Source organism: Streptomyces cadmiisoli, assembly GCF_003261055.1.
Taxonomy (GTDB): Bacteria; Actinomycetota; Actinomycetes; order Streptomycetales; family Streptomycetaceae; genus Streptomyces; species Streptomyces cadmiisoli.
The window spans coordinates 4,559,778-4,582,267 of record NZ_CP030073.1 but is presented as its reverse complement, the minus strand read 5'-3'; the positions used below and the strand labels follow the sequence as shown (position 1 = coordinate 4,582,267).

21 protein-coding genes and 2 tRNA genes are annotated in these 22,490 nt (G+C 69.5%); 13 read left to right on the top strand and 10 right to left on the bottom strand.

What is annotated here, in order from left to right; all coding sequences use genetic code 11:
* Positions 1-55: 55 nt before the first annotated feature.
* Positions 56-604 (bottom strand): helix-turn-helix domain-containing protein, encoded by a 549-nt coding sequence (locus tag DN051_RS19715; protein ID WP_053760628.1) that lies wholly within the window; start codon positions 602-604, stop codon positions 56-58.
* A 184-nt stretch (positions 605-788) separates the two neighbouring features.
* Here DN051_RS19715 and DN051_RS19710 point away from each other — a divergent pair.
* Positions 789-861, top strand: a tRNA-Ala gene (locus DN051_RS19710).
* A 225-nt stretch (positions 862-1,086) separates the two neighbouring features.
* Here DN051_RS19710 and DN051_RS19705 read toward each other — a convergent pair.
* Entirely contained in the window at positions 1,087-1,788 is a 702-nt protein-coding gene (locus DN051_RS19705) for a DUF5324 family protein (RefSeq protein WP_053760629.1), read from the bottom strand.
* A 319-nt stretch (positions 1,789-2,107) separates the two neighbouring features.
* Between DN051_RS19705 and DN051_RS19700 the strand changes: the two genes are divergently transcribed.
* Both DN051_RS19700 and DN051_RS19695 read left to right on the top strand, forming a co-directional pair.
* Entirely contained in the window at positions 2,108-2,641 is a 534-nt protein-coding gene (locus tag DN051_RS19700) for a peptidylprolyl isomerase (protein WP_112439193.1), read from the top strand.
* A gap of 147 nt (positions 2,642-2,788) precedes the next feature.
* Positions 2,789-3,712 carry a rhomboid family intramembrane serine protease gene (locus DN051_RS19695; RefSeq protein ID WP_112439192.1) on the top strand — a complete coding sequence of 308 codons (924 nt, stop codon included), beginning with the start codon at positions 2,789-2,791 and terminating at the stop codon, positions 3,710-3,712.
* 289 nt (positions 3,713-4,001) lie between these two features.
* Here the strand turns inward: DN051_RS19695 and crgA are convergent, their stop codons facing one another.
* Positions 4,002-4,256 carry a cell division protein CrgA gene (gene crgA / locus DN051_RS19690; protein ID WP_053760632.1) on the bottom strand — a complete coding sequence of 85 codons (255 nt, stop codon included), beginning with the start codon at positions 4,254-4,256 and terminating at the stop codon, positions 4,002-4,004.
* Positions 4,257-4,397: 141 nt separating this feature from the next.
* Between crgA and DN051_RS19685 the strand changes: the two genes are divergently transcribed.
* Genes DN051_RS19685 through DN051_RS19660 form a run of 6 tightly spaced genes read left to right on the top strand, consistent with a single transcriptional unit; the run spans position 4,398 to position 8,542 of the window.
* A complete protein-coding gene (locus DN051_RS19685; RefSeq protein WP_053760633.1) occupies positions 4,398-5,177 on the top strand; it encodes a DUF881 domain-containing protein in 780 nt (259 codons plus the stop codon).
* Between the two features lie 20 nt (positions 5,178-5,197).
* The gene (locus DN051_RS19680; RefSeq protein ID WP_112439191.1) at positions 5,198-5,887 is read left to right on the top strand and encodes a class E sortase; all 690 of its coding nucleotides are present in this window, start codon (positions 5,198-5,200) and stop codon (positions 5,885-5,887) included.
* 52 nt (positions 5,888-5,939) lie between these two features.
* Complete coding sequence (locus DN051_RS19675) at positions 5,940-6,101, top strand: hypothetical protein (RefSeq protein WP_199314957.1); 162 nt, start codon at positions 5,940-5,942, stop codon at positions 6,099-6,101.
* Positions 6,098-6,736: an aminodeoxychorismate/anthranilate synthase component II gene (locus DN051_RS19670; RefSeq protein ID WP_053760635.1), complete on the top strand. Its 639-nt coding sequence runs from the start codon at positions 6,098-6,100 to the stop codon at positions 6,734-6,736. The genes DN051_RS19675 and DN051_RS19670 overlap by 4 nt, the downstream gene beginning before the upstream one ends.
* Positions 6,667-7,764, top strand: coding sequence for a class E sortase (locus DN051_RS19665; protein ID WP_112439190.1), 1,098 nt, complete (start codon positions 6,667-6,669; stop codon positions 7,762-7,764). The genes DN051_RS19670 and DN051_RS19665 overlap by 70 nt, the downstream gene beginning before the upstream one ends.
* Before the next feature lie 19 nt (positions 7,765-7,783).
* Positions 7,784-8,542: a class E sortase gene (locus DN051_RS19660; protein ID WP_112439189.1), complete on the top strand. Its 759-nt coding sequence runs from the start codon at positions 7,784-7,786 to the stop codon at positions 8,540-8,542.
* A 76-nt stretch (positions 8,543-8,618) separates the two neighbouring features.
* Here DN051_RS19660 and pknB read toward each other — a convergent pair whose 3' ends face one another.
* The 6 genes from pknB to DN051_RS19625 all read right to left on the bottom strand — a co-directional run bounded on the left by pknB (position 8,619) and on the right by DN051_RS19625 (position 16,773).
* Entirely contained in the window at positions 8,619-10,619 is a 2,001-nt protein-coding gene (gene pknB, locus DN051_RS19655) for a Stk1 family PASTA domain-containing Ser/Thr kinase (protein WP_053760638.1), read from the bottom strand.
* A 169-nt stretch (positions 10,620-10,788) separates the two neighbouring features.
* On the bottom strand, positions 10,789-12,264 hold the full coding sequence (locus tag DN051_RS19645; RefSeq protein ID WP_112439188.1) for a penicillin-binding transpeptidase domain-containing protein: 1,476 nt from the start codon (positions 12,262-12,264) through the stop codon (positions 10,789-10,791).
* Positions 12,261-13,697, bottom strand: coding sequence for an FtsW/RodA/SpoVE family cell cycle protein (locus tag DN051_RS19640; RefSeq protein WP_053760640.1), 1,437 nt, complete (start codon positions 13,695-13,697; stop codon positions 12,261-12,263). The genes DN051_RS19645 and DN051_RS19640 overlap by 4 nt, the downstream gene beginning before the upstream one ends.
* A 27-nt stretch (positions 13,698-13,724) precedes the next feature.
* Complete coding sequence (locus DN051_RS19635) at positions 13,725-15,263, bottom strand: Stp1/IreP family PP2C-type Ser/Thr phosphatase (RefSeq protein ID WP_112439187.1); 1,539 nt, start codon at positions 15,261-15,263, stop codon at positions 13,725-13,727.
* 132 nt (positions 15,264-15,395) lie between these two features.
* On the bottom strand, positions 15,396-15,905 hold the full coding sequence (locus DN051_RS19630; protein WP_053760642.1) for an FHA domain-containing protein FhaB/FipA: 510 nt from the start codon (positions 15,903-15,905) through the stop codon (positions 15,396-15,398).
* Positions 15,906-15,915: 10 nt separating this feature from the next.
* The gene (locus DN051_RS19625; protein ID WP_053760643.1) at positions 15,916-16,773 is read right to left on the bottom strand and encodes an FHA domain-containing protein; all 858 of its coding nucleotides are present in this window, start codon (positions 16,771-16,773) and stop codon (positions 15,916-15,918) included.
* Positions 16,774-17,173: 400 nt separating this feature from the next.
* Between DN051_RS19625 and DN051_RS19620 the strand changes: the two genes are divergently transcribed.
* The 4 genes from DN051_RS19620 (at position 17,174) to DN051_RS19605 (ending at position 21,058) form a co-directional block, all read left to right on the top strand.
* Positions 17,174-17,260 (top strand) — tRNA-Leu (locus DN051_RS19620).
* Between the two features lie 915 nt (positions 17,261-18,175).
* Entirely contained in the window at positions 18,176-19,627 is a 1,452-nt protein-coding gene (locus DN051_RS19615; protein WP_053760644.1) for a DUF2252 domain-containing protein, read from the top strand.
* 67 nt (positions 19,628-19,694) lie between these two features.
* Complete coding sequence (locus tag DN051_RS19610; RefSeq protein ID WP_053760645.1) at positions 19,695-20,543, top strand: hypothetical protein; 849 nt, start codon at positions 19,695-19,697, stop codon at positions 20,541-20,543.
* A 167-nt stretch (positions 20,544-20,710) separates the two neighbouring features.
* Positions 20,711-21,058, top strand: a complete 348-nt coding sequence (locus DN051_RS19605) for a rhodanese-like domain-containing protein (protein WP_053760646.1) — start codon at positions 20,711-20,713, stop codon at positions 21,056-21,058.
* Positions 21,059-21,266: 208 nt separating this feature from the next.
* Here the strand turns inward: DN051_RS19605 and DN051_RS19600 are convergent, their stop codons facing one another.
* A complete protein-coding gene (locus DN051_RS19600; RefSeq protein WP_112439186.1) occupies positions 21,267-22,412 on the bottom strand; it encodes an acyl-CoA dehydrogenase family protein in 1,146 nt (381 codons plus the stop codon).
* Between the last annotated feature and the right edge of the window lie 78 nt (positions 22,413-22,490).

Sequence of the window (22,490 nt, the reverse complement as noted above, 5' to 3'; positions counted from 1 at the left end):
CTTCACGCGCGCCGGTCCGGTTGCCGCGACCCCCTGCGGCGACCGGACCGCGCGATCAGTTCTGGTGCGACTGGTAGTGCGCGACGGCGTCGGAGGTGCGGCCCGCGCCGTACACCCGGAGGAACTCTGCCAGTTCCGGATGGCTCGGTGCGAGGGTGTCCGCGGCATCGATGATGTCTCCCGCGGCCGCCACCGAGCGCAGCAGCGACTGGATCTCGCGGACCACCCGCTTGACCGTGGGCGCTCCCGAATTCGTCGGGGACTGCGTGCTGTTGCTGAGTACGGAGCCCCCCTGCGACTTCTTGATCTCCTCCATGCGTTCGGTGGCCTCGGCGGCGCTCACGCTGCCGTCGGCCACCTGCGCGGCCAGGTCCTGCAGCAACTGCACCCGCTGCACCACGGCAGGGTTGCCGATCTTCGCCCGCTGACCGCTCATCAGCTGGGACAGCATCGGTGCGGACAGTCCCAGCACCCCTGCGAGCCGAGCCTGGTTGAGTCCAAGATCGTCGATAAGCTTACGGAAGAGCGCCCCCAGCGGCTCTCCGTACCAGTTCCGCTGCAGTTCCCGCGCTCTCGCGGTCGCTTCCTGCTGTGCGGCGTCCATTGCGTCTCCCCATCGCTTCCCCAAAACCGTGGTTCGCTGTCGCGAACCACGCCGAGCATCTTACGGAGAGTGGTCGTTCACGGGGACCCCCCAATCTTTTTGCGAGATACCGGGGGTGACCCGCTACTCTGGTCTGCGGCGCCTGCCGGTGGGAGGTCTCTTCCGGCCGGACGTCTCCCTTCAAGGGGCCTTAGCTCAGTTGGTAGAGCGCTGTCTTTGCATGGCAGATGTCAGGGGTTCGACTCCCCTAGGCTCCACACCAAGAAACCCCATCTGACCTGCAGAAATGCGGGTCGGATGGGGTTTTCTCGTGTCTGGGACGTGTCTGGAACGCGGCTGGGGCTTGCCTGGGCGGCGGTCTCGTCCCGGCCGTCACGACGACGCTGTCGGCGATGCCGCGTTCCATCGGCGATGCCACGTTCCACGTGAAACAACGCCGTGGGGCGGAAGACCCTCGGTCTTCCGCCCCACAGGCCGGTAGCTCAGCCGCGGTCGTCCCGCTTGCGGGCTTCCTCCTCGGCCTCCTTGGCCTGCACCTCGGGGTCGAGAGCCGACGGGCCGGTGCCGTCCACCGACGTGAGCCGACCTGACTCGGACACCTCGGTCGCGGCGGGAGGCTCGACCAGCCAGTCGGGGTTGGCCTGCCTGTCCCACCACTTCCAGGCGGCGAACAGGCTGCCCGCGACGGCGCCGACGACGGCCAGCGCCTTCACTGCCCGGCCCGCCTTCGCCCGCCGCTCGTGCTTGCGGACCAGTTTGTGGATGTCCTCGGCCGAGACGCTGCCGCGCAGTGCTGCCAGGGCGGCAGCGCCCCTCGCCGCGGCCTCGTCCTTGACGGGCCCGGCGACGGCCACGGCCTGCTCGAACCGCGGACGGGAGTAGTCGGCGGCCTGCCGGGCAGCCAGACGGGTACGGAAAGCAGCCTCGTGGGCGGCGTGGTCGACCTTCGGCGGCACATGCGAACGGGCCTGTTCCAGGCGGGGCACGAGATACGACTCGTACTGGACGCGGGCCTGCTCGGCCGCCTGCGACATCACGGGCGCGAGCCGTACGCGCGCCTCGTGTGCGTAGTGCGTAGCCCGGTCCTTCGCCGTGTCGGCGTAGGGCGCCACCACTTCCGCGGCGTGCAGCACGCTGTCCTTCGCCGAGCCGGTCGCGGCGCGCACGCTGTCGATGCGGGTCACGGGTTTCCTCCTCCTCGGTGGCGTACGGTATTTCGACTTTCCACCCTTTTACGGATCATGCCTGTCAACACGCTGGACGGCATGCGAGGGCGGGCATCCGGGTCACGGTTGCCGTGCAATAGCGGATGAATACGTTCAACAGGAGCTTGTCGTCGACAATGCCACGGATCGTCGCTTTGTGCTTGTGTCGCGGAACGACTCGTCGGGAAATCCGCAAGCGGTACGAGAGGATTCCCCGCTCGGAGGCGCACCTCGGGCGACGCAGGGCGCGTGTCGTGCGAGGATCGTGGGGTTACGGAAAGACAACGGAAGGCAGATCGTGGCTGAGCAGCTCTACGCCACCCTGAAGACCAACCACGGCGACATCGACGTTCGGCTTTTCCCGAACCACACGCCGATCACGGTCAAGAACTTCGTCGAGCTCGCCAAGGGCGAGCGGGAGTGGACCCACCCCGCCACGGGGCAGAAGTCCACGGACAAGCTGTACGACGGCACGGTCTTCCACCGGGTCATCAGCGGCTTCATGATCCAGGGCGGTGACCCGCTGGGCAACGGCACGGGCGGCCCGGGGTACCAGTTCGCCGACGAGTTCCACCCGGACCTCCAGTTCGACAAGCCGTACCTGCTGGCCATGGCGAACGCGGGTCCGGGCACCAACGGCTCGCAGTTCTTCATCACCGTCTCCCCGACGGCGTGGCTGAACCGCAAGCACACCATTTTCGGCGAGGTCACGGACGCGGCGAGCCAGAAGGTCATCGACTCCATCGCGAGCGCCCAGACCAACCCGCGCACCGACCGCCCGCTCAGTGACGTCGTCATCGAGTCGGTCGTCGTCGAGACCCGCGAAGGCTGAGTCCGAGAGCCCACGAGGGTCGCGAGGCCCATGAGGGCCGCCCGGCCCGCGAGGGTCGAGTCCTGGATCTCCCGTAGGGAACAAAACGCCCCGCTCGTCCGTAAAGAGAGCGGGGCGTTCAGCCGGACTCGACAATGAGGGGACCTCATGGACCAGGCGCCAGGCAGCCCGCAGGGCCCGCAGGACCACGGCCCGGAGGACCAGAGCCCGCGGGGTTCCGGGGGCACGCCGGTCTGCTACCGGCACCCGGGTCGCGAGACCGGTATCCGCTGCACCCGCTGTGACCGCCCGATCTGCCCCGACTGCATGGTCAGCGCCTCGGTCGGTTTCCAGTGCCCCGAATGCGTCCGGGGCGCCGCCGGCACCGGACACGCGCCGGGCGCGTCCCGCCCCCGCACCATCGCGGGTGGCACCGTCGCGGCCGACCCGCGGCTGCTCACCAAGCTGCTCATCGTGATCAACCTCGCGGTGTTCGTCCTGGTCCGGGTCCGCCCGTCGCTGCTGGGCAGCCTCGTCCTCATCGGCGAGTGGCCGCCGGCGCCCTGGGGGTCGACGGAAGGCGTCGCGGAGGGCGAGTGGTACCGCCTGATCACCTCGATGTTCACGCACGAGGCCGTCTGGCACATCGCCTTCAACATGCTGAGCCTGTGGTGGCTCGGCGGCCCCCTCGAGGCGGCCCTCGGACGGGCTCGCTTTCTGACGCTCTACCTGGTCTCGGGCCTTGCGGGCGGCGCTCTGACCTATCTGCTGGAGGGGCCGAGCACCGCGTCCCTGGGTGCGTCCGGCGCGATCTTCGGACTCTTCGGTGCCACGGCCGTGCTCATGCGCCGGCTCAACTACGACATGCGCCCGGTCCTCGTCCTGCTGGCGATCAACCTGATCTTCACCTTCGGCTGGAGCAACATCGCCTGGCAGGCCCACATCGGTGGCCTCGTCGCCGGTCTGGTGATGGGCTACGCCATGGTCCACGCCCCGCGCGAGCGGCGGACGCTGGTCCAGTACGGCACCTGCGCGGTGGTCCTGGGCGTCGTCGTGGTGATGGTCCTGCTGCGGACGCTCCAGCTCACCTGAGCCGGGCGTCCACCTCCTGAGCAGGGGTTTTCCACAACGTGTGCCGGATCTTGTGCACGGAGTGCGGGAACAGGTGTGCCCCCTGTCACCGACCCGTGTTTCCGCAGGTCAGGCAGGGGGCGAACAGACTTTCGGTTACCAGTCGTTCCGTCACACCGGCGTCAACACCCGATGGGTTATCCACAGATCGTCGTTCTTTTTCCCCACTGTGGACAACGGCTGTGGATAACTCAGTGGATAGCCCTGGGCAGAGCTGTGTTCATCGCCCGGTGGCCCGGTCTTCGACCGGCTACTTCCACTGGGTGGAGACACCGAATCCGGCTGCGATGAAGCCGAAGCCGACCACGATGTTCCAGTTGCCCAGCGCGTCGATGGGCAGCGAACCGTCGGTGACGTAGAAGACGACGATCCAGGCCAGGCCGATGAGGAACATGGCCAGCATGACGGGTGCGACCCAGGTGCGGTTGGTCAGCTTGATCGTGGTGGCCTGCTTCGACGGCGGCGGCGTGTAGTCGGCCTTCTTGCGGATACGTGACTTCGGCACGAGGGTCTCTCCTGTCGATGCGCTGCGTGGCCGCGCAGAGAACTGGGTCGGGCTCGGGGCAGCGTACAAGGGGAAACTGAGTGCTCCCCCGGGCGTCCGTTAGCGTAGTCCTTCCGCGGCGTCGAAGGAGATAAGGGTACGTTGAGCAATTCTGCCGACTCCCCCGAGACGGGATCCAGCCCTGCCCGCAGACGGGCCTTCCGGCCCGTGCGATTGCTCACGGTGGCCGTCTTCGCCCTCGCGGGCCTCATATTCTTCACCAGCTTCAATACGGCCAAGGGCACCAATATCCGTACGGACGCGTCCCTGCTGAAGCTCTCCGACCTGATTCATGAACGCAGCCGTCAGAACGGTGAGCGGGGCGAGTCCAACGCGGCGTTGCGCGAGGACGTCGAGTCGCTGGCCGAGCGGGACGACGGCCGTACGAAGGCCGAGGACGACGAACTCGCCGCGCTGGAGAAGCGCGCGGGAACCCAGAAGCTCACCGGCGACGCGATCACGGTCACGCTGAACGACGCCCCGCCCGACGCCACCGCCAAGCTCCCCGGCTACCCCGAGCCGCAGCCCGATTACCTGGTCATCCACCAGCAGGACCTCCAGGCCGTGGTGAACGCCCTGTGGGAGGGCGGCGCCGAGGGCATCAAGGTCATGGACCAGCGGCTGATCTCCACCAGTGCCGTGCGCTGCGTCGGCAACACCCTGATCCTCCAGGGCCGCGTCTACTCGCCCCCGTACAAGATCACGGCTGTCGGTGACCCGGAGAAGCTCCAGCGGGCGCTGACGGCCTCGCCGGCGATCCAGAACTACATGGTGTACGTCAACGTCTACGGCCTGGGCTGGAAAGTCGAGGAGAACGGGGCGGTGACTCTGCCGGGCTACTCGGGCACAGTGGACCTGCACTACGCGAAGCCCGTGGAATAAGCGCCTCTCAGGAGCCGCCGGTGCGCGTGATCGTCAGGACCGTCAGCGAGCTGTGCATCACCGTCGGCACCGTGATCGTGCTGTTCGTCGTCTACGTGCTGTTCTGGACCGGCGTGCGAGCCGACACCGTCATGGACGACCAGATCGACCGGCTCCAGGAGGAGTGGGCCAAGGGGGCGGTACAGCCGCCCGCGGCCGCCGGTCCCGCCCCGGACAGTCCCCCCGAGCCCGCGCCGTACGAGAACGGCAGGCCTTTCGCGATCATGTACATCCCGCGGCTCGGTTTCACGTGGAACAAGCCCGTCCTGGAGGGCACCGGCACCGGGACCCTGAAGAAGGGCCTGGGCCACTACGCGGGCACCGCCCGGCTCGGGCAGAAGGGCAACTTCTCCGTCGCGGGCCACCGCCGTACGTACGGGGATCCCTTCAAGGACTTCCCCGAGCTGCGCAAGGGGGACGCGGTGGTGCTGACGGACGGGACCACCTGGTTCACGTACCGGATCAGCAAGGGGCCGTACAAGACCGTCCCCACGGACGTGGGCGTGATCGATCCGGTGCCCCGGAAATCCGGGTACACCCGCGCCGGCCGCTATCTCACACTGACCACCTGCGAACCCGAGTGGGGCCACAGCCACCGCCTGATCGTCTGGGCCCATCTGGATTCCACACAGCCTGTGGAGACCGGGAAACCAGCCGCCCTGCGCCGTTAGTCTGGTGCAGTACGGCGTGAGTCTGGTGCCGTGGTGCGACGGAAGGAACGGCATGTACGGCTGGATCTGGCGGCATCTGCCGGGGAACGCGTGGGTGAAGGCCGTGGTCTCGCTGGTCTTGGCCCTGGCCGTGGTCTACGTCCTGTTCCAGTACGTCTTTCCGTGGGCCGAACCGCTGCTTCCCTTCAACGATGTGACGGTGGACAACCAGTGAGCGCGCGCATTCTCGTTGTCGACAACTACGACAGCTTCGTCTTCAACCTGGTCCAGTACCTGTACCAGCTGGGCGCCGAGTGCGAGGTCCTGCGCAACGACGAGGTGTCGACGGCACACGCCCAGGACGGCTTCGACGGCGTGCTGCTGTCGCCGGGCCCCGGCGCCCCCGAACAGGCCGGTGTCTGCGTCGACATGGTCCGGCACTGCGCGGCCACCGGCGTGCCGGTCTTCGGCGTCTGCCTGGGCATGCAGTCGATGCAGGTCGCGTACGGCGGAGTCGTGGACCGCGCGCCGGAGCTGCTGCACGGCAAGACCTCGCTCGTCGAGCACGGCGGCAAGGGCGTCTTCGCCGGACTGCCCACGCCGTTCACGGCGACCCGCTACCACTCCCTGGCCGCCGAGCCGGTCACCGTCCCCGCCGAGCTGGAGGTCACCGCCCGCACCCACGACGGCATCATCATGGGCCTCAGGCACCGTGAACTGCCCGTCGAGGGTGTGCAGTTCCACCCCGAGTCGGTACTGACCGAGCACGGGCACCGGATGCTGGCCAACTGGCTGGTTGAGTGCGGCGACCGGGGCGCGGTGGCGAGATCGGCCGGGCTCGCCCCGGTGGTGGGCAGGGCCTCGGCGTGACGGGTGCGCCCGGTACGGACTGGTACGGCCCTGAGGGGTATGCCCCGTCCCGGGAGCCGTACCAGGCGCCGTACATCCCCGTCGACGAGGAGACCGTCGCGTTGCGGATACCCGATCCGCCGAACGCGACGGGGCCCCTGGACGGGTCTGTACCGGGTGCTCGCGCGCGAAGCGCCGACTCGGGCACCGGACCCACCCCCGGTGGCCGCGCGGCGCGCAGGAAGGCCGCCAAAGGGCGCCGCGGCCGCCATGGAGGCACCCACCGGGCCGCCGAAGCGGCGGAGACCGAGGCCACGGGTGCCGCCCGGCCTCCGCTGTCCCGTGTGGAGGCCCGCCGGCAGGCGCGGGCGAACAGACCGAGCCCGGCCGTCGTCGCCAGCCGGCTGATCGGTGAGGTGTTCATCACCACCGGCGTGCTGATGCTGCTGTTCGTCACGTACCAGCTGTGGTGGACGAACGTACGGGCGCAGGCGCAGGCCGGCAACGAGGCGAGCCAGCTCCAGGACGACTGGGCGAACGGCAAGCGCAACCCGGGCACCTTCGAACCGGGCCAGGGCTTCGCCCTGCTGCACATACCCAAGCTCGACGTGGTCGTGCCGATCGCGGAGGGCACCAACAGCAAGAAGGTGCTCGACCGGGGGATGGTCGGGCACTACGCCGAGGGCGCGCTGAAGACGGCGATGCCCGAGGCGAAGACCGGGAACTTCGGGCTGGCCGGCCACCGCAACACACACGGTGAACCGTTTCGGTACATCAACCGGCTCGACCCGGGCGACCCGATCGTCGTCGAGACCCAGGACACCTACTTCGTCTACACCATGGCGTCCATCCTTCCGGTGACGTCGCCGAGCAACGTGAGCGTCCTCGATCCCGTGCCCCAGGGCTCGGGCTTCGCGAAGCCCGGCCGGTACATCACGCTGACGACCTGTACACCGGAATTCACCAGCAAGTACCGAATGATCGTCTGGGGCAAGATGGTCGAGGAACGGCCGCGCAGCAAGGGCAAGCCGGATGCGCTAGTCAGCTAAGGGCAGGGGCGAAGGAACAGTGGCATCGACCACCGATCGCGAAGAGCACACCGACTCCGGCCCGGCGGCGCGCACGCCGCGGCGCCGCGGCCCCGGCCGGATCGCCATGGCGGTCAGCGTCCTCGGTGAGCTGCTGATCACCGCAGGCCTGGTACTCGGCCTGTTCGTCGTCTACTCGCTGTGGTGGACGAACGTCCTCGCGGACCGCAAGGCGGACCAGGAGGGCGACAAGGTCCGGGACCACTGGGCCACGTCGGACGAGCCCTCGGGCCCCGGCGCGCTGGACACCAAGGACGGCATCGGCTTCCTGCACGTGCCCGCCATGGACGACCACGAGATCCTGATCAAGAAGGGCACGTCCACCGGGCTGCTCAACGACGGCGTCGCCGGCTACTACACCGACCCCGTCAAGGCGACCCTGCCCACCAGCGACAAGAACGGCAACTTCTCCCTCGCCGCGCACCGCGACGGCCACGGCGCGAAGTTCCACAAGATCGACAAGCTGAGGAAGGGCGACCCGATCGTCTTCGAGACGAAGGACAAGTGGTACGTCTACAAGGTCTACTCCATCCTTCCCGAGACCTCGAAGTACAACGTCAAGGTCCTCGACCCGATCCCGAAGGAGTCCGGCCGGAAGAAGGCCGGCAAGTACATCACCCTGACCACCTGCACCCCGGTCTTCACGAGCCGGTACCGCTACGTCGTCTGGGGCGAGCTGGAGCGGGTGGAGAAGGTGGACGGCGAGCGGACGCCGCCGAAGGAACTGCGCAAGGGCTGACGGACGCCCCGGGAACGAAAGGGCCCCGCCGGGAAGTCCCGGCGGGGCCCACTCGTTCGTGGCGTCAGTGGCGGGGTCAGCCGAAGCCGTTCCCTCCGAAGAATCCTCCGCCGCCGTTGTTGTTGTTGCCGTCACCAGGGATGGTGCGCAGCGCGACCGGTGTGGCGCCGGGGTTGTCGACCTCCTGCTCACCGAGCGGGTTCTGCCCGATGACACGGGCCCCGTCGCCCTGATCGCTGCCGGGCTCGAACTGGATGTTGGTGAAGCCGGCCTGGTTCAGGATCTGCCGGGCCTCGGCCACCGTCCGTCCGATGACGGTCGGCACCTTGGTCTTCTTCTGCTGCAGCTTGCCGATCTTCAGGGTCACCGTGGAGCCCTTGTCGACCTGCGAGTTCACGCCCGGCGTGGTCTCGATGACCTTGTCGGCCTGGTTCGGATCGTCGGTCGGCTGATCGACGCAGGTGCCCGTGAGGTCGTTGCCCTCCAACTGGGCGCGAGCGGCGTCACAGGTCTGGCCGACGACGTTCGGGACGGTGGCCTTCTCCTCGGCCTTGGCGACGGTCAGGGTGATCGTGGAGCCCTTCTCGACTTCCTTGCCCTTGATCGGGTCCTGGTCGAGGACGGTGCCCGGCTCCTCGGTGGACTCCCGCGCCTCCGTCTTGACCTTGAACTCGTAGTCGTCGCCCTCGAGCTTGGACGTGGCCTGCTCCTCGGAGAGTCCGATCACGCTCGGCACCGCCACCTTGGGCGCCCCGGTCGAGACCACCACGTTGATCGCGGTGCCCTTGTCGACCGTCGTTTCCTTCCCCGGGTCCTGGCTGCAGACGTTGCCCTTCTTCTGGTTCTCACAGGGCTTCCTGCTGACCGACAGGCTCAGATCGCTGTTCTCCGCCTGTTGCTTGGCGTCCGCCTCGGTCTGGCCCACCAGGTTCGGCACCTTGACGGTGTCGTTGCCCACACCCCCGCCGCCGAAGGCCCACCGTCCGATCAGGATCGCGCCGACGAGGACCAGGACGGCCGCGACGACGAGGAGGATCGTGGAGGTGTTGGACTTCTTCTGGCGGCGCCGGTCCGGGCGTTCGTCGTAGCCGTACCCGTAACCGCCGTCGTCCGGGTTGGTCGGGGGCAGCAGCGTGGTCGCGCCGCCGTGGCCGTCGGAGCGCAGGGCCGTCGTCGGCTGGTCGTCCGGGTAGCCGCCGTAGGCGACCGAACCCATGGCGGCCGTGGCCGCCACCGGCTGGCCGTCGAGGCACGCCTCGATGTCGGCGCGCATCTCGTCCGCCGACTGGTACCGGTAGTTCGGGTCCTTGACCAGCGCCTTGAGGACGATCGCGTCCATCTCCGGCGTGATCTCCGGATCGAAGACCGACGGAGGCTGCGCCTCCTCGCGGACGTGCTGGTACGCGACCGCCACCGGGGAGTCCCCCACGAACGGGGGACGCACGGTGAGCAGCTCGTACAGCAGGCAGCCCGTCGAATACAGGTCGGACCGCGCGTCGACCTGCTCACCCTTGGCCTGCTCCGGGGAGAGGTACTGGGCGGTGCCGATCACGGCCGCGGTCTGCGTCATCGTCATACCGGAGTCACCCATGGCACGGGCGATACCGAAGTCCATCACCTTGACCTGGCCGTTGCGCGTCAGCATGACGTTGGCCGGCTTGATGTCGCGGTGGACGATGCCGCTGCGGTGGGCGTACTCCAGGCCCTGGAGGATGCCGATGGTCATCTCCATGGAGCGCTCCGGCAGCAGCTTGCGGCCGCTGTGCAGAAGCTCGCGGAGCGTGGAGCCGTCGACGTACTCCATGACGATGTACGGGATCGAGACCCCGTCGATGTAGTCCTCGCCCGTGTCGTAGACCGCCACGATCGCGGGGTGGTTGAGCGAGGCGGCCGACTGGGCCTCCCGGCGGAAGCGGGCCTGGAACGACGGATCACGCGCGAGGTCCGCGCGGAGCGTCTTCACCGCCACGGTGCGGCCGAGGCGGGTGTCATGCGCGAGGTAGACCTCCGCCATGCCACCACGGCCGAGCACCTGGCCCAGCTCGTACCGGCCGCCGAGGCGACGCGGCTCTTCCATAAGCTACCTTCCAGCCCTCTCCGTCGGTCCCGACCGGCGCATAGCGCGGCCGGAGGCTGCCGTCCGGGCCTACCGTACCCGGCTCATCTGGTGTGACCTGGCCGAGCCCGTCAGCCGATACAGGACCGGTATCGCAACGTGCACCGTTGTGAAGGCGACGTGACGGGACTCACTGCTTGCTCTGGATGACCGCCTCCATCACGCTCTTCGCGATCGGCGCCGCGAGACCGCCACCGGAGATGTCGCCGCGGTCCGCGTCCTCGTCCTCGACGACCACGGCCACGGCGACCGGCGCGCTGCCGTCGCTGACCTTGGCGTACGAGATGAACCAGGCGTACGGCTTCTCACTGTTGTCGACACCGTGCTGGGCGGTACCGGTCTTGCCGCCCACGGTGACGCCGCCGATCTTCGCGCTGGTGCCCGTTCCCTTGTCGACGACGGTCTCCATCATCGACTGGAGGATCTGTGCGTTCTCCGGGGACAGCGGCTCGCTCAGCGTCTCCGGCTCCGTCTTCTCGACGGGGTCGAAGTCGGGTCCCTGGAGCTCGTCGACCATGTACGGCTTCATCAGCTTGCCGTCGTTGGCCACCGCCGACGCCACCATCGCCATCTGGAGCGGGGTCGCGGCGGTGTTGAACTGGCCGATGGAGGAGAGCGCGGTCTGCGACGGGTTCATGTCGTCGGAGAACACCGAGGCGGTGGAGCGGACCGGGACGAACTGCTCCTCGGTGAAGCCGAACTTCTTCGCCGTCTCCAGCATCTTGTCGTTGCCGAGATCGGATCCGACCTTGCCGAAGACCGTGTTGCAGGAGTACTGCAGGGCGACCCGGAGCGTCGCGTCCTTGCAGGGGATGTTCCCCTCGTTGGGCAGCTCGGTGGTGGTGCCCGGCATGGTCCACGGCAGCGGCGTCTTGGTGCGCGCGTCGGCGTCCGTGTACAGCCCGTGCTCCAGCGCGGCGGCCGCGGTCACCACCTTGAAGGTGGAGCCGGGCGGGTACGTCTCGCGCAGCGCCCGGTTGAGCATCGGGTCGTCGGGGTTGGTCTTCTTCTGGAGCTTCAGCCAGGCCTTGGAGTCCGTGTCCGTGGAGTTGCCGGCGAACGAGGACGGGTCGTACGACGGGTACGAGGCCAGGGCCAGGATCTTGCCGGTGGACGGCTCGATGGCGGCGACCGCGCCCTTGCCGCGCTCCTTCAGGCCTTCGTAGGCGGCCTTCTGAGCGGCCGAGTTGAGGGTGGTGACGACGTTGCCGCCCTGCTGCTTCTCACCCGTGATCATGTCCAGGGTGTTGCGGAAGAACAGCCGGTCGTCGTTGCCGGTGAGGATGCCGTCCTCGATGCTCTCCAGCTGGTTGGCGCCGAACGCCTGCGAGGCGTACCCGGTGACCGGCGCCCACATGGGGCCGTTCTTGTAGGTGCGCTTGTACTTGAAGTCACTGCCCGACGTCGCCTTGGAGCCGGTGACCGGCTTGCCGTCGACGATGATGTCGCCGCGCGGCTGCGCGTAGCGCTCGATGGAGATACGGCGGTTGCGCTCGTTGTCCTGGAGCGCGTCGGCCTGGACGTACTGGAGCCAGTTGTCGCGGATGAGCAGGGCGAGCACGAGCAAGCCGCAGAAGATCGCGATCCGGCGCAGGGGCTTGTTCACGGGCGGACCACCTGGGTCATCTCGGCGTCGGGGTTGGAGGCGGGGGCCGGCGCGGGACGACGCGCGGTGTCGCTGATGCGCAGCAGGATGCCGATGAGCGCCCAGTTGGCGATGACCGAGGAGCCACCGGCCGCGAGGAACGGCATGGTCATACCGGTCAGCGGGATGAGGCCCATGACACCGCCGGCCACGACGAAGATCTGGAGCGCGAAGGCTCCGGACAGGCCGATCGCGAACAGCTTGCCGAAGGGGTCGCGGGCGGCCAGCGAGGTCCGCACACCGCGCTCGATGATCAGCCCGTAGATCAGCAGGATCGCCATGACGCCGGCCAGACCCAGCTCCTCACCGAAGGTGGAGAAGATGAAGTCGGAGTTTGCGGCGAAGCCGATCAGATCCGAGTGGCCCTGACCGAGGCCGGTGCCCATCACTCCGCCCGAACCGAACGACATGATCGACTGGCCGATCTGCTCGCACGCGCCGGACGTCTCGTAGCAGCCGAAGGGGTCGAGCCAGGCGTCCACACGGGCCTGCACGTGGCTGGCGAACGAGGCGACGCCCACGGCGCCGCCGGCGGACATCAGCAGACCGATCACGATCCAGCTGGTCCGCTCGGTGGCGACGTACAGCATGATCACGAACATGCCGAAGAACAGCAGCGACGTACCGAGGTCGTTCTCGAAGATCAGGATGAGCAGGCTGACGGCCCAGATCGTGATGATCGGGCCCAGGTCGCGGCCGCGCGGCAGGTACAGGCCCATGAACCGGCGGCTGGCCAGCGCCAGCGCGTCCCGCTTCACCATCAGGTAGCCGGAGAAGAAGATCGCGATGATGATCTTCGCGAACTCACCGGGCTGGATGGAGAAACCGGCGACGCTGATCCAGATCTTGGCGCCGAAGACGTCGGCCCCGACGCCGGGCACGAGCGGCAGCAGCAGCAGGACCAGCGCGGCGACCATGGAGATGTACGTGTACCGCTGGAGGATGCGGTGGTCCTTCAGGAAGATCAGCACCGCGACGAACAGCGCGAGCCCGACCGCCGAGTACAGCAGCTGGTTCGGCGCGGACGGGCTGAACACCCCGTACTGGCGCTCGGCGAGCTGCTGAAGCCGCTCCGACTTGTCCAGCCGCCAGATCACCACCAGGCCCAGGCCGTTCAGCAGTGTCGCGAGGGGCAGCAGCAGCGGGTCCGCGTACGGAGCGAATTTCCGGACGACGAGATGACCGACGCCGGCCAGCAGGCCCAGGCCCAGGCCGTAGCCCAGCAGGCCGGCCGGTACCTGCCCGTTGATGGCGAGGCCCACGTTGGTGTAGGCGAAGATCGGGATGACGACGGCGAACACCAGGAGCCCGAGCTCGGTGTTGCGCCGGCTCGGCGTGCCGATCGAGCCGATCGTGGATGTGTGCTGCGTCGACGTGTTGGGAGTACTGCTCATCGTGTGACGGGGCCTCTCACGGCTTGCCTACTGCTTACCGCACAGCGAGACGACCTTCTGCTCTTCCTCCGAGAGGCTGGGGCCGGGGCTGGGAGTGGCGGTCGCTGACGGGGGCGGGGTCTGGTTCGGTGATCCGGAAACCGAAGGGCTCGGCGAGGCTTTGGACGTGAGAGAGACACGGGTGGTTCCCGTGGTGCCACCCGCCTCGCCCTGGCCGGTCTGCGCGTTGTTCTCGCTCTCGGCGGTGCGCCGGTCCGCTTCCTTCTTGCACGCGGAAGCCTGCACGGCCAGCTCGTCGATCTTCGCCTGGGCGTTCTTCAGACCGCCCTCGGCCATGGTCGCCTCGACCAGCTTCTGCTGATAGGGCGGCAGGTACTTGAGTTCGATCTCGGGGTGGTCCTTCTCCACCTTCGACAGCGAGACCCAGGCCAGATCCTGGCTGATGCCCCGGTACAGGGCGACGTGCTCGTCGTTGGTGCCCACGTAGTACTGCGTCTGTGTCCAGCGGTGGCCGGCGTACAGGCCGCCGCCGATCACGGCCAGCGTGAGCGCCCCGAAGAAGGATCTCTTCAGCCACTTGCGGCCGGTGCGGGGCTTGACGAAGTCGTCGTCGGTGTAGTCGCCGAAGCCGTCGGTCGAGATGTAGCCGGTGGTGTCGCCGGAGCCGGGCGGGCCGAACTCGCCGCCCCCGCCGCCCTGCCCGGGCACCTGGCGGCCGAGCCCGGAGGCGCGGCCGGCCGGCGTCTGCATGATGCCGTTGTCGGACAGGTGGTGCTGATTCTCGGCGACCGCGCCGACCACGACGGGCGTGTCGGACAGCTGGCCGGCCAGGGTGTCACCGGTGTCGAGGTCGAGGACGTCGGCGACGATCACCGTGATGTTGTCGGGGCCGCCGCCGCGCAGGGCCAGCTCGATCAGCTGCTGCACGGTCTCCTGCGGGCCCTGGTAGCTGGCGAGGGTGTCCTCCATCGTCTGGTGGGAGACGACTCCGGACAGCCCGTCGGAGCAGATCAGATAGCGGTCGCCCGCCCGGACCTCGCGGATCGACAGATCGGGCTCGACGTGGTCACCACTGCCGAGCGCCCGCATGAGCAGCGAGCGCTGCGGGTGGGTGGTGGCCTCCTCCTCGGTGATGCGCCCCTCGTCGACGAGGCGCTGCACCCAGGTGTGGTCCTGTGTGATCTGGGTGAGCACGCCGTCGCGCAGCAGGTACGCGCGCGAGTCGCCGACGTGCACCAGGCCGAGCCGCTGACCGGTCCACAGCAGGGCGGTGAGCGTCGTGCCCATGCCCTCCAGCGACGGGTCCTCCTCGACCATCTGCCGCAACTGGTCGTTGGCCCGCTGGACGGCGGCACCGAGCGAGGTGAGCACGTCGGAGCCGGGGACGTCGTCGTCGAGCTGGACGATGGTGGAGATGGCCTCGGAGCTGGCCACCTCACCGGCGGCGGCGCCGCCCATGCCGTCGGCGATGGCGAGCAGGCGGGGACCGGCGTATCCGGAGTCCTCGTTGCCCTCCCGGATCATGCCTTTGTGCGAACCGGCGGCGAAGCGCAGTGACAGACTCATGCGCACCTCGCCCGTCGGCTCCGGATACAGCCGATCGTGTCGAGCCACACTGCCCACCCTCCGGTCGGGAGCGCGCCGGGGCCCCGGGTGTGGACCGCCGCTGCGTGCTCGCTCCGCTCGCTCATTGTCGTACTACTTCCGCAGCTCGATGACGGTCTTGCCGATGCGGATCGGTGCGCCCAACGCGATCGGCGTGGGGGTCGTGAGGCGAGACCGGTCGAGGTACGTGCCGTTGGTGGACCCGAGATCCTCCACGATCCACTGGCCGTCCCGGTCCGGGTAGATCCTGGCATGCCGGCTGGAGGCGTAGTCGTCGTCCAGCACGATCGTGCTGTCGTGGGCCCGGCCCAGGGTGATGGTCTGCCCCTGGAGCGCCACGGTGGTGCCGGTGAGTGTGCCTTCCGTCACGACCAGTTTTGTCGGTGCGTTGCGGCGCTGGCGGCCACCGGCGGGCTGCTGGCGCTGCTGCGGTGGTGCCTGGCGCGCGGCCTGCTGCGGTCGGCCGCTGTCCCGGCGGGACCCCCGCTGGGTGACCCGCGTACCGAACAGGTCGCTGCGGATGACCTGCACGGCCACGATCACGAACAGCCACAGTACGGCCAGGAAACCCAGCCGCATGACCGTGAGGGTCAGCTCTGACATTGCCCCCGGATCACCCTTCGGCTTGCCTATAGATAACGGTGGTGCTGCCCACGACGATCCGCGAGCCGTCGCGGAGCGTAGCGCGGGTGGTGTGCTGCCCGTCCACCACGATGCCGTTGGTGGACCCGAGATCCTGGATCGTCGAGGGCGTTCCGGTCCGGATCTCACAGTGCCGGCGCGATACGCCGGGGTCGTCGATCCGCACGTCGGCTTCGGTGCTGCGGCCCATGACCAGCGTCGCGCCGGAGATCTGATGGCGGTTGCCGTTGATCTCGATCCAGTACCTCGTGCGCGAGCCCGACGCGGCGCCGGAACGCGAGCCGGCGGGCTGCGCCGGCTGCGGGTAGCCGTAGCCACCGGGGCGGCCGCCGGGCGGCGGTGATGCGGGCATGGGGGGCGCGCCGGCGGGCTGTGCGGGGCCGCCCGGCGGCGGGTAGCCGTAGCCGCCGGGGCGTGGGGCGCCGGCGGCGGGGGCGCCGCCCTGCTGGTTGCTGGAGGAGGCGAGCGTGCGGCTGCGGACCCGGTACAGACCGGTGTCCAGGTCGTCCGCCTTCTCCAGATGGACCTTGATCGGGCCCATGAAGGTGTAGCGCTGCTGCTTGGCGTAGTCGCGCACCATGCCGGCGAGCTCGTCGCCGAGCTGGCCGGAGTAGGGGCTGAGGCGCTCGAAGTCGGGCGTGCTCAGCTCCACGATGAAGTCGTTGGGGACGACCGTCCGGTCGCGGTTCCAGATCGTCGCGTTGTTGTCGCACTCGCGCTGGAGCGCGCCCGCGATCTCCACGGGCTGCACCTCGGACTTGAACACCTTGGCGAAGGTGCCGTTGACCAGGCCTTCGAGACGCTGCTCGAACTTCTTCAGGACTCCCATGGGGCACCTCCTCCGTCGTTGCTGTCCTGTGTACTGCCGGTACTGCCGTTCGTGCTGCCTGCCCAGTACTGCTTACTGATCGTATCCACGCGCCCGTGAATCGGCTGGTTCCCCCTGTCAGCCCGGTCGACGGGTGTCGACGCCTGACGAAGTTCCCTGCGGAGCCCTGCTTCGAACTCCTGCCATGGATCGTAGAGGGGGCTGCAAACAAGTGTCCCGCACCGGACTGCGGACTCGCCCCGCCTGCCGGGCAGACGGGCCGGACCGGTACGAGGTTGATACGGACGGCCCCCTGCCCGCCCGGGAAAGGGATGTGAACCCACCCCGGCCAGCGTGCTAATGTTCTGGATGTCGGAAGGCGCCAGCCCCAAGGGAAACGGAGCCGGAAGACACACCCAATGCGCGGGTGGCGGAATAGGCAGACGCGCTGGATTCAGGTTCCAGTGCCCGCAAGGGCGTGGGGGTTCAACTCCCCCCTCGCGCACCAGCTGGAAGCCCCGCAGGTCTTCGGACTTGCGGGGCTTTCGCGTTTCCCGGCCCGGTCCGATCGCTGATTGTGACTGATGTCTCAAGGGGTAGGCGGGGGCGTTCCCCTGGGGCGTTCCCGGGGGCGGAGATCGCCGCGGTACGTCTGCGGGCCCCCGCTCGCCTGCACTTGTCGAGGGGGCGGGGTCGGGGTCCGGCTCGGGGTCCGGCTGGGTCTGCGGGTGGGGCTCGGGCTGGAGGCCGGGCCGGGGTCGGGCCCGGGGGCCGTGCGGTGGTCGGGGGCTTCGGGGGCGGGGCGTGGTGTCGACCGTTGCGTGGTGACTTTTGGTCTGCCGGGGCGGCCGGGCTTCTGGACCGTTTCCGGGAGGGCGAGTTGGGCTGCGGGTTGACGAACTTGCCCGGTCCGGAGGCCTGTTGAGGTGTCAGGCGTTGCGGAGTTGCGGTGTGCGGGGCTTGGGCGCGCCTCAGGGGGGCCTGGAGCGGTCTGGGGGGGACTGGGGCGCCCTTGGCCGGTCCAGGGGCGTGCAGCGGCGTCCAGCGCCGTTGAGGGGCGTCCAGTGCCTTCCGATGACTTCCGATGCCGTCCAGTGCCGAGCAGTGGAGCCCTGTGGCGTGTCATGGGGCGTCGGCGTGTGCAGAAGGCGGGGCGTGGGGCGTCCGGCTCGGGGCATCCGGGTGCGAGGCGGCGGGTGCGAGGCGGCGGTGTGAGGCAGCGGGCATCCGGGCGTGCGGCGTCGGGCGGCCCGGTGTCCGGACGGGCGGTTGTTCTCGGGTGTCCGGCCCCGGCTGGGGCGGGCGTGCCGCCGTTCGGTTGTCCACAGGGGCGGAGTTGTCCACAGGGTCTGACGCGATTCGGCGGCCGGTTGTACGGTCGGCAGCAGTTGATGTTCGGGCGAGGCCGAGTACGGGGGAGGCGATGGGTGTGACCCATGCCGGTGCGGGGATCGAGGCCGGTGCGCGGGAGGCGGATTCCGGCCCGGAGCGGCGGATCCCGTCGGTGCCGGGCTTCGCCGGGCGGCCCGACAGCGGGCGCTCGCCCAAGGAGGAGGGCAAGGCACTGCGGGAGCGGGTCCCGAGGAGCGTGCACGCCTCCCTCGATCTCGACCACTCCCGCCCCGACGCGCCGGCCGCGGTCGAGGAGTCCAACCGTGGCCGCATCCCCGAGCTCACCCCGATAAGGGTGGGCAGGATGATCGCCACACCGTTCGCGTTCCTGCGCGGCGCGGCCGGTCTGATGGCCTACGACCTGGCCCGTACCCCCATGACCGGCATCCGCGCCCAGATCTGCGGCGACGCCCACGCGGGCAACTTCGGCCTCTACGGCGACGCCCGCGGCGACCTGATCATCGACCTGAACGACTTCGACGAGACGGTCGAAGGCCCCTGGGAGTGGGACCTCAAGCGGCTCTCCGCGTCGCTGGTGCTCGCGGGCCGGGCGGCCGGAGCAGACGAGGACACCTGCCGAGCCGCCGCCCGGGACGCGGCCGGTTCGTATCGCCGCACCATGCGTCTGCTGGCCAAGCTCCCGGTCCTGGACGCGTGGAACGCCATCGCGGACGAGGAACTGGTCTCCCACACCGACGCCCATGACCTGCTCGGCACCCTGGAGCGGGTCTCCGAGAAGGCACGGGCCAACACCAGCGGTCGTTTCGCGGCCCGGTCGACCGAGCCGACTGAGGACGGCGGCCGCCGCTTCGTCGACTCCCCGCCGGTGCTGCGCCGCGTCCCGGACGCGGAGGCGGCCGCCGTGGCGTCCTCCCTGGAGGAGTATCTGACGACCCTCTCCGAGGACCGTCTCCCGCTGCTGGCCCGGCACACGGTGCACGACGTCGCGTTCCGCGTCGTCGGCACGGGCAGCGTCGGCCTCCGGTCGTACGTGGTGCTGCTGCTCGACCATCGCGGAGAGGCGCTGATACTCCAGGTCAAGGAGACCCGCTCCTCCGCTCTGCTGCCGCATCTGCTGACCGCCGGGCTCGACGCCGGGTCCCCCGGGCACGAAGGCCGCCGGGTCGTCCTCGGCCAGAAGCGGATGCAGGTCGTCAGCGACATCCTGCTGGGCTGGACGACGGTCCAGGAGCGGCCCTTCCAGGTGCGCCAGTTCCGCAACCGCAAGGGCAGCGTCGACCCCGCCGCCCTGTCCACCGACCAGCTCGACGACTACGCCCGGATGACCGGTGCGCTCCTCGCCCGAGCCCACTCGCACAGCGCCGACCCCCGCCTGATCTCCGGCTACTGCGGCAAGAACGACGAACTGGACGAGGCGATCGCCGCGTTCGCCGTCTCCTACGCCGACCGCACGGAGGCGGATCACGCGCATTTGGTGGCGGCGGTCCGGTCCGGGCGGATCGCGGCGGAGACAGGGGTGTGAAAGCTCAGCGGGCCCAGGTTGGGCCGATGATCGCGGAACGGCTCCGGCCGTGGCCTACGCTGGTCGCGTGACGACTCCGGAAGCTGAGCAGGGTGGTGTCGCCGAAGAGGCGCAGGCGACGCCCGAGGCCGCCGCGCCCCGGCCCGAGGAGCGGCTGGAGCGCGCCGTGCGTGCGGCCGAGCAGGCGCTGATCGAGTTCGAGATCGCGGTGGAGACCTTCAAGATCGAGGTCGAGAACTTCTCCCGGCTGCACCATCAGAAGCTCGGCCCCATGTACGCCCGGCTCGAGGAGCTGGACGCGTTGATAGCGGAGGCGAAGGCGGCACGGACCGGTGACGCCGAGGATCTGCGCCTGGCGCAGGAGCTGCGGGCCCGTGTGATGCCCATGCCCTCCGTCGAGGAGCTGTTCCACGGCTGGATGGACGGCGACGGCCTGTTCCCGGAGGCCGTGGCGATGCTCACGGATCAGCCGGTGCGGCCCCCGCAGCGGGTGCGCGCCAGCGAGGAGGCCCGCAAGCTCTACCGGGAGCTGGCCCGCAAGGCCCACCCCGACCTCGCGCAGGAGGAGGGCGAGCGCAAGCGGCGTGAGGAGTTCATCACGCGCGTCAACACCGCCTACGCCCGCGGTGACGAGGCGGCTTTGCGTGAGCTGTCCGCGGAGTGGGCGGCCGGGCCCGGTCCCGAGGAGCGCCCCCCGAGCCACAGCGAGGAGCTGTACGCCCGCCTCGAGTGGCTCTCCCAGCGCAAGGAACTGCTCACCCTGGTGGCGCGGGAGCTGGAGGACGGCGCCATCGGCGGCATGCTCCGGCTGGCGCCGGACGACCCGGACCGTCTCCTCGACGAGATCGCCGAGCAACTGCTGGCGGAGGTCGCCGGACGCGAGGCCGAGCTGGCGGCACTGACCGGGCAGGCCTGAGCGCCGGACGGGCGTGGGCGCGGTCGCTGTCCGGAGGTGCGGTCGCTGTCCGGCCGGTCGCTGTCCGGCGGGGGGCTGTCCGGCGGGGGTGCTGTCCGAGGGTGTCGTCGGTGGCCCCGGTCGGCCGGGTCTGAAGGAGCGGTGGCGCTTCGGGTAGCGTCGGGAGCATGAATTTCGGAGCCGGTGTTCCCACGGTCGAGGTCACGGACCTCAAGGACGACGACTTCCTGCTGGACGTCCGCGAGGACGACGAGTGGCAGGCCGGTCACGCCGAAGGGGCGCTGCACATTCCCATCAGCGAGTTCGTCGCGCGGTACGGCGAGCTGACCGAGGCCGCGCCGCAGGACGGCCGGGTGCATGTCATCTGCCGCTCCGGCGGGCGTTCGGCCCAGGTCACCATGTATCTGGTCCAGCAGGGCATCGACGCGGTGAACGTGGACGGCGGCATGCAGGTGTGGGCCGCCGGCGGCCGTCCCGTGGTGACCGACACGGGCGACCCCGGGCACGTCATCTGACGGAGTCCGAAGCATCGGCTCGGACTCCGGTTTCGGTTTCGGTTCCGGTTTCGGTTTCGGTTCCGGCAGAGTCCGGCGACCTGCCGGGGATCACAAGCACCGGGTGCCGGTGCCGATGACCGGGCCGCCGGTCACCGGGCCGCGGTCATGAGACCGCGGTCACCGGGCCGTGGGTCGGTCGGGTTCGGTGTCAGGACAACGGGTTCGGTCAGGACAGCGGATGGGCCGCGAGCAGGTCGCCCAGTTCCTCCTCGTGCGCGGCTGCCGGGCCGAGCGACAGCTCCAGGTGCTTGGCCCAGGCGTGGTACCGGTGCAGCGGGTAGTCGACGTCGGCGCCGAACCCGCCGTGCAGATGCTGTGCCGTCTGCACGACCCGCCGTACGCCCTCCGAGGCCCAGATCTTGGCCACGGCCACGTCGCCCGAGGTGGGCAGCGCGCCCGGTGCGCCCGAGCCGATCCGCCAAGCTGCCTGCCACAGGGTGGCCTCCATGGCGCGCAGGTCGATGTACCGGTCGGCGGCCTGCACGGCCACGGCCTGGAAGGTGGCGACCGGATAGCCGAACTGCTCGCGCTTGCTCGTGTAGTCACTGGTCATCCGCAGCACCCGCTCCCCGAGCCCCAGCGCCAGCGCGCACGTCCCGGTGGCCAGCAGCTCCCGCAGCCACTCCCAGGCACCGTCGGCCGAGATCACATACCGGGCGGGCAGCCGTACCGACTCCAGCCGCAGCTCGCCGAGCCGCTCGCCGGTGGTGGAGAACTGCTCGGCGAGCACGGCCCCTTCGTGGCCGCGGGGGATGAGCGCGAGGACGCTGCGGTCGGCGTCGGTGTGCGCCGGTACGACGATGAAGTCGGCGTCGTACGCCCACGGCACCGCCGTCTGCACCCCGTCGAGGATCCAGTCCGCCCCGTCCGCACCGCCCCGCCGCGCGGTGACCGCACGTTCGGCGGGATCGTGGCCCCCGGTGCGGCCCTCGGCGGCGACGGTCAGCACGGTCTCACCGCGTCCCGCGGCGGCGAGTACGGCCGACTTCAACTCCTCGCCGCCGTAGGCCTGTACGGCTGCGGCGGCGGCACAGCTCTCCAGCAGCGGAACCCGCGCCAGCACCTTCGCCGACTCGCGCAGCACCAGGCACAGCGCGATGGCGTCGAGGCCCGCCCCGCCGTACTCCGGGTCGAGCAGCAGTCCGATCAGGTCCGCGGCGGCCAGCCTGTCCCACAGCGCGCGGTCGAGGCCCTCGGCCACGGCGCCCGTGGTGAGCGCGGGGCTGGGCACCGTGTCCGGTGCGACGTCGGCGAAGACGCCGCGCGCCGCCTCGGCCGCCGCCTGCTGCTCCTCGGTGAAGGTGAAGTCCACGGTCCTGTCCTCCCGAGCGGCTCCGTTGATCTGACGGAGCGTCAAGATAGAACAGGTTCTAGAAGAAGGGAATGAGCG

Bases quoted from the DNA above. Each gene is read 5' to 3' on its own strand.
- DN051_RS19630 (WP_053760642.1), bottom strand. From the start codon at position 15,905: ATGTCAGAGCTGACCCTCACGGTCATGCGGCTGGGTTTCCTGGCCGTA.
- DN051_RS19715 (WP_053760628.1), bottom strand. From the start codon at position 604: ATGGACGCCGCACAGCAGGAAGCGACCGCGAGAGCGCGGGAACTGCAG.
- DN051_RS19640 (WP_053760640.1), bottom strand. From the start codon at position 13,697: ATGAGCAGTACTCCCAACACGTCGACGCAGCACACATCCACGATCGGC.
- DN051_RS19675 (WP_199314957.1), top strand. From the start codon at position 5,940: ATGTACGGCTGGATCTGGCGGCATCTGCCGGGGAACGCGTGGGTGAAG.
- DN051_RS19695 (WP_112439192.1), top strand. From the start codon at position 2,789: ATGGACCAGGCGCCAGGCAGCCCGCAGGGCCCGCAGGACCACGGCCCG.
- DN051_RS19625 (WP_053760643.1), bottom strand. From the start codon at position 16,773: ATGGGAGTCCTGAAGAAGTTCGAGCAGCGTCTCGAAGGCCTGGTCAAC.
- DN051_RS19635 (WP_112439187.1), bottom strand. From the start codon at position 15,263: ATGAGTCTGTCACTGCGCTTCGCCGCCGGTTCGCACAAAGGCATGATC.
- pknB (WP_053760638.1), bottom strand. From the start codon at position 10,619: ATGGAAGAGCCGCGTCGCCTCGGCGGCCGGTACGAGCTGGGCCAGGTG.
- DN051_RS19605 (WP_053760646.1), top strand. From the start codon at position 20,711: ATGAATTTCGGAGCCGGTGTTCCCACGGTCGAGGTCACGGACCTCAAG.
- DN051_RS19615 (WP_053760644.1), top strand. From the start codon at position 18,176: ATGGGTGTGACCCATGCCGGTGCGGGGATCGAGGCCGGTGCGCGGGAG.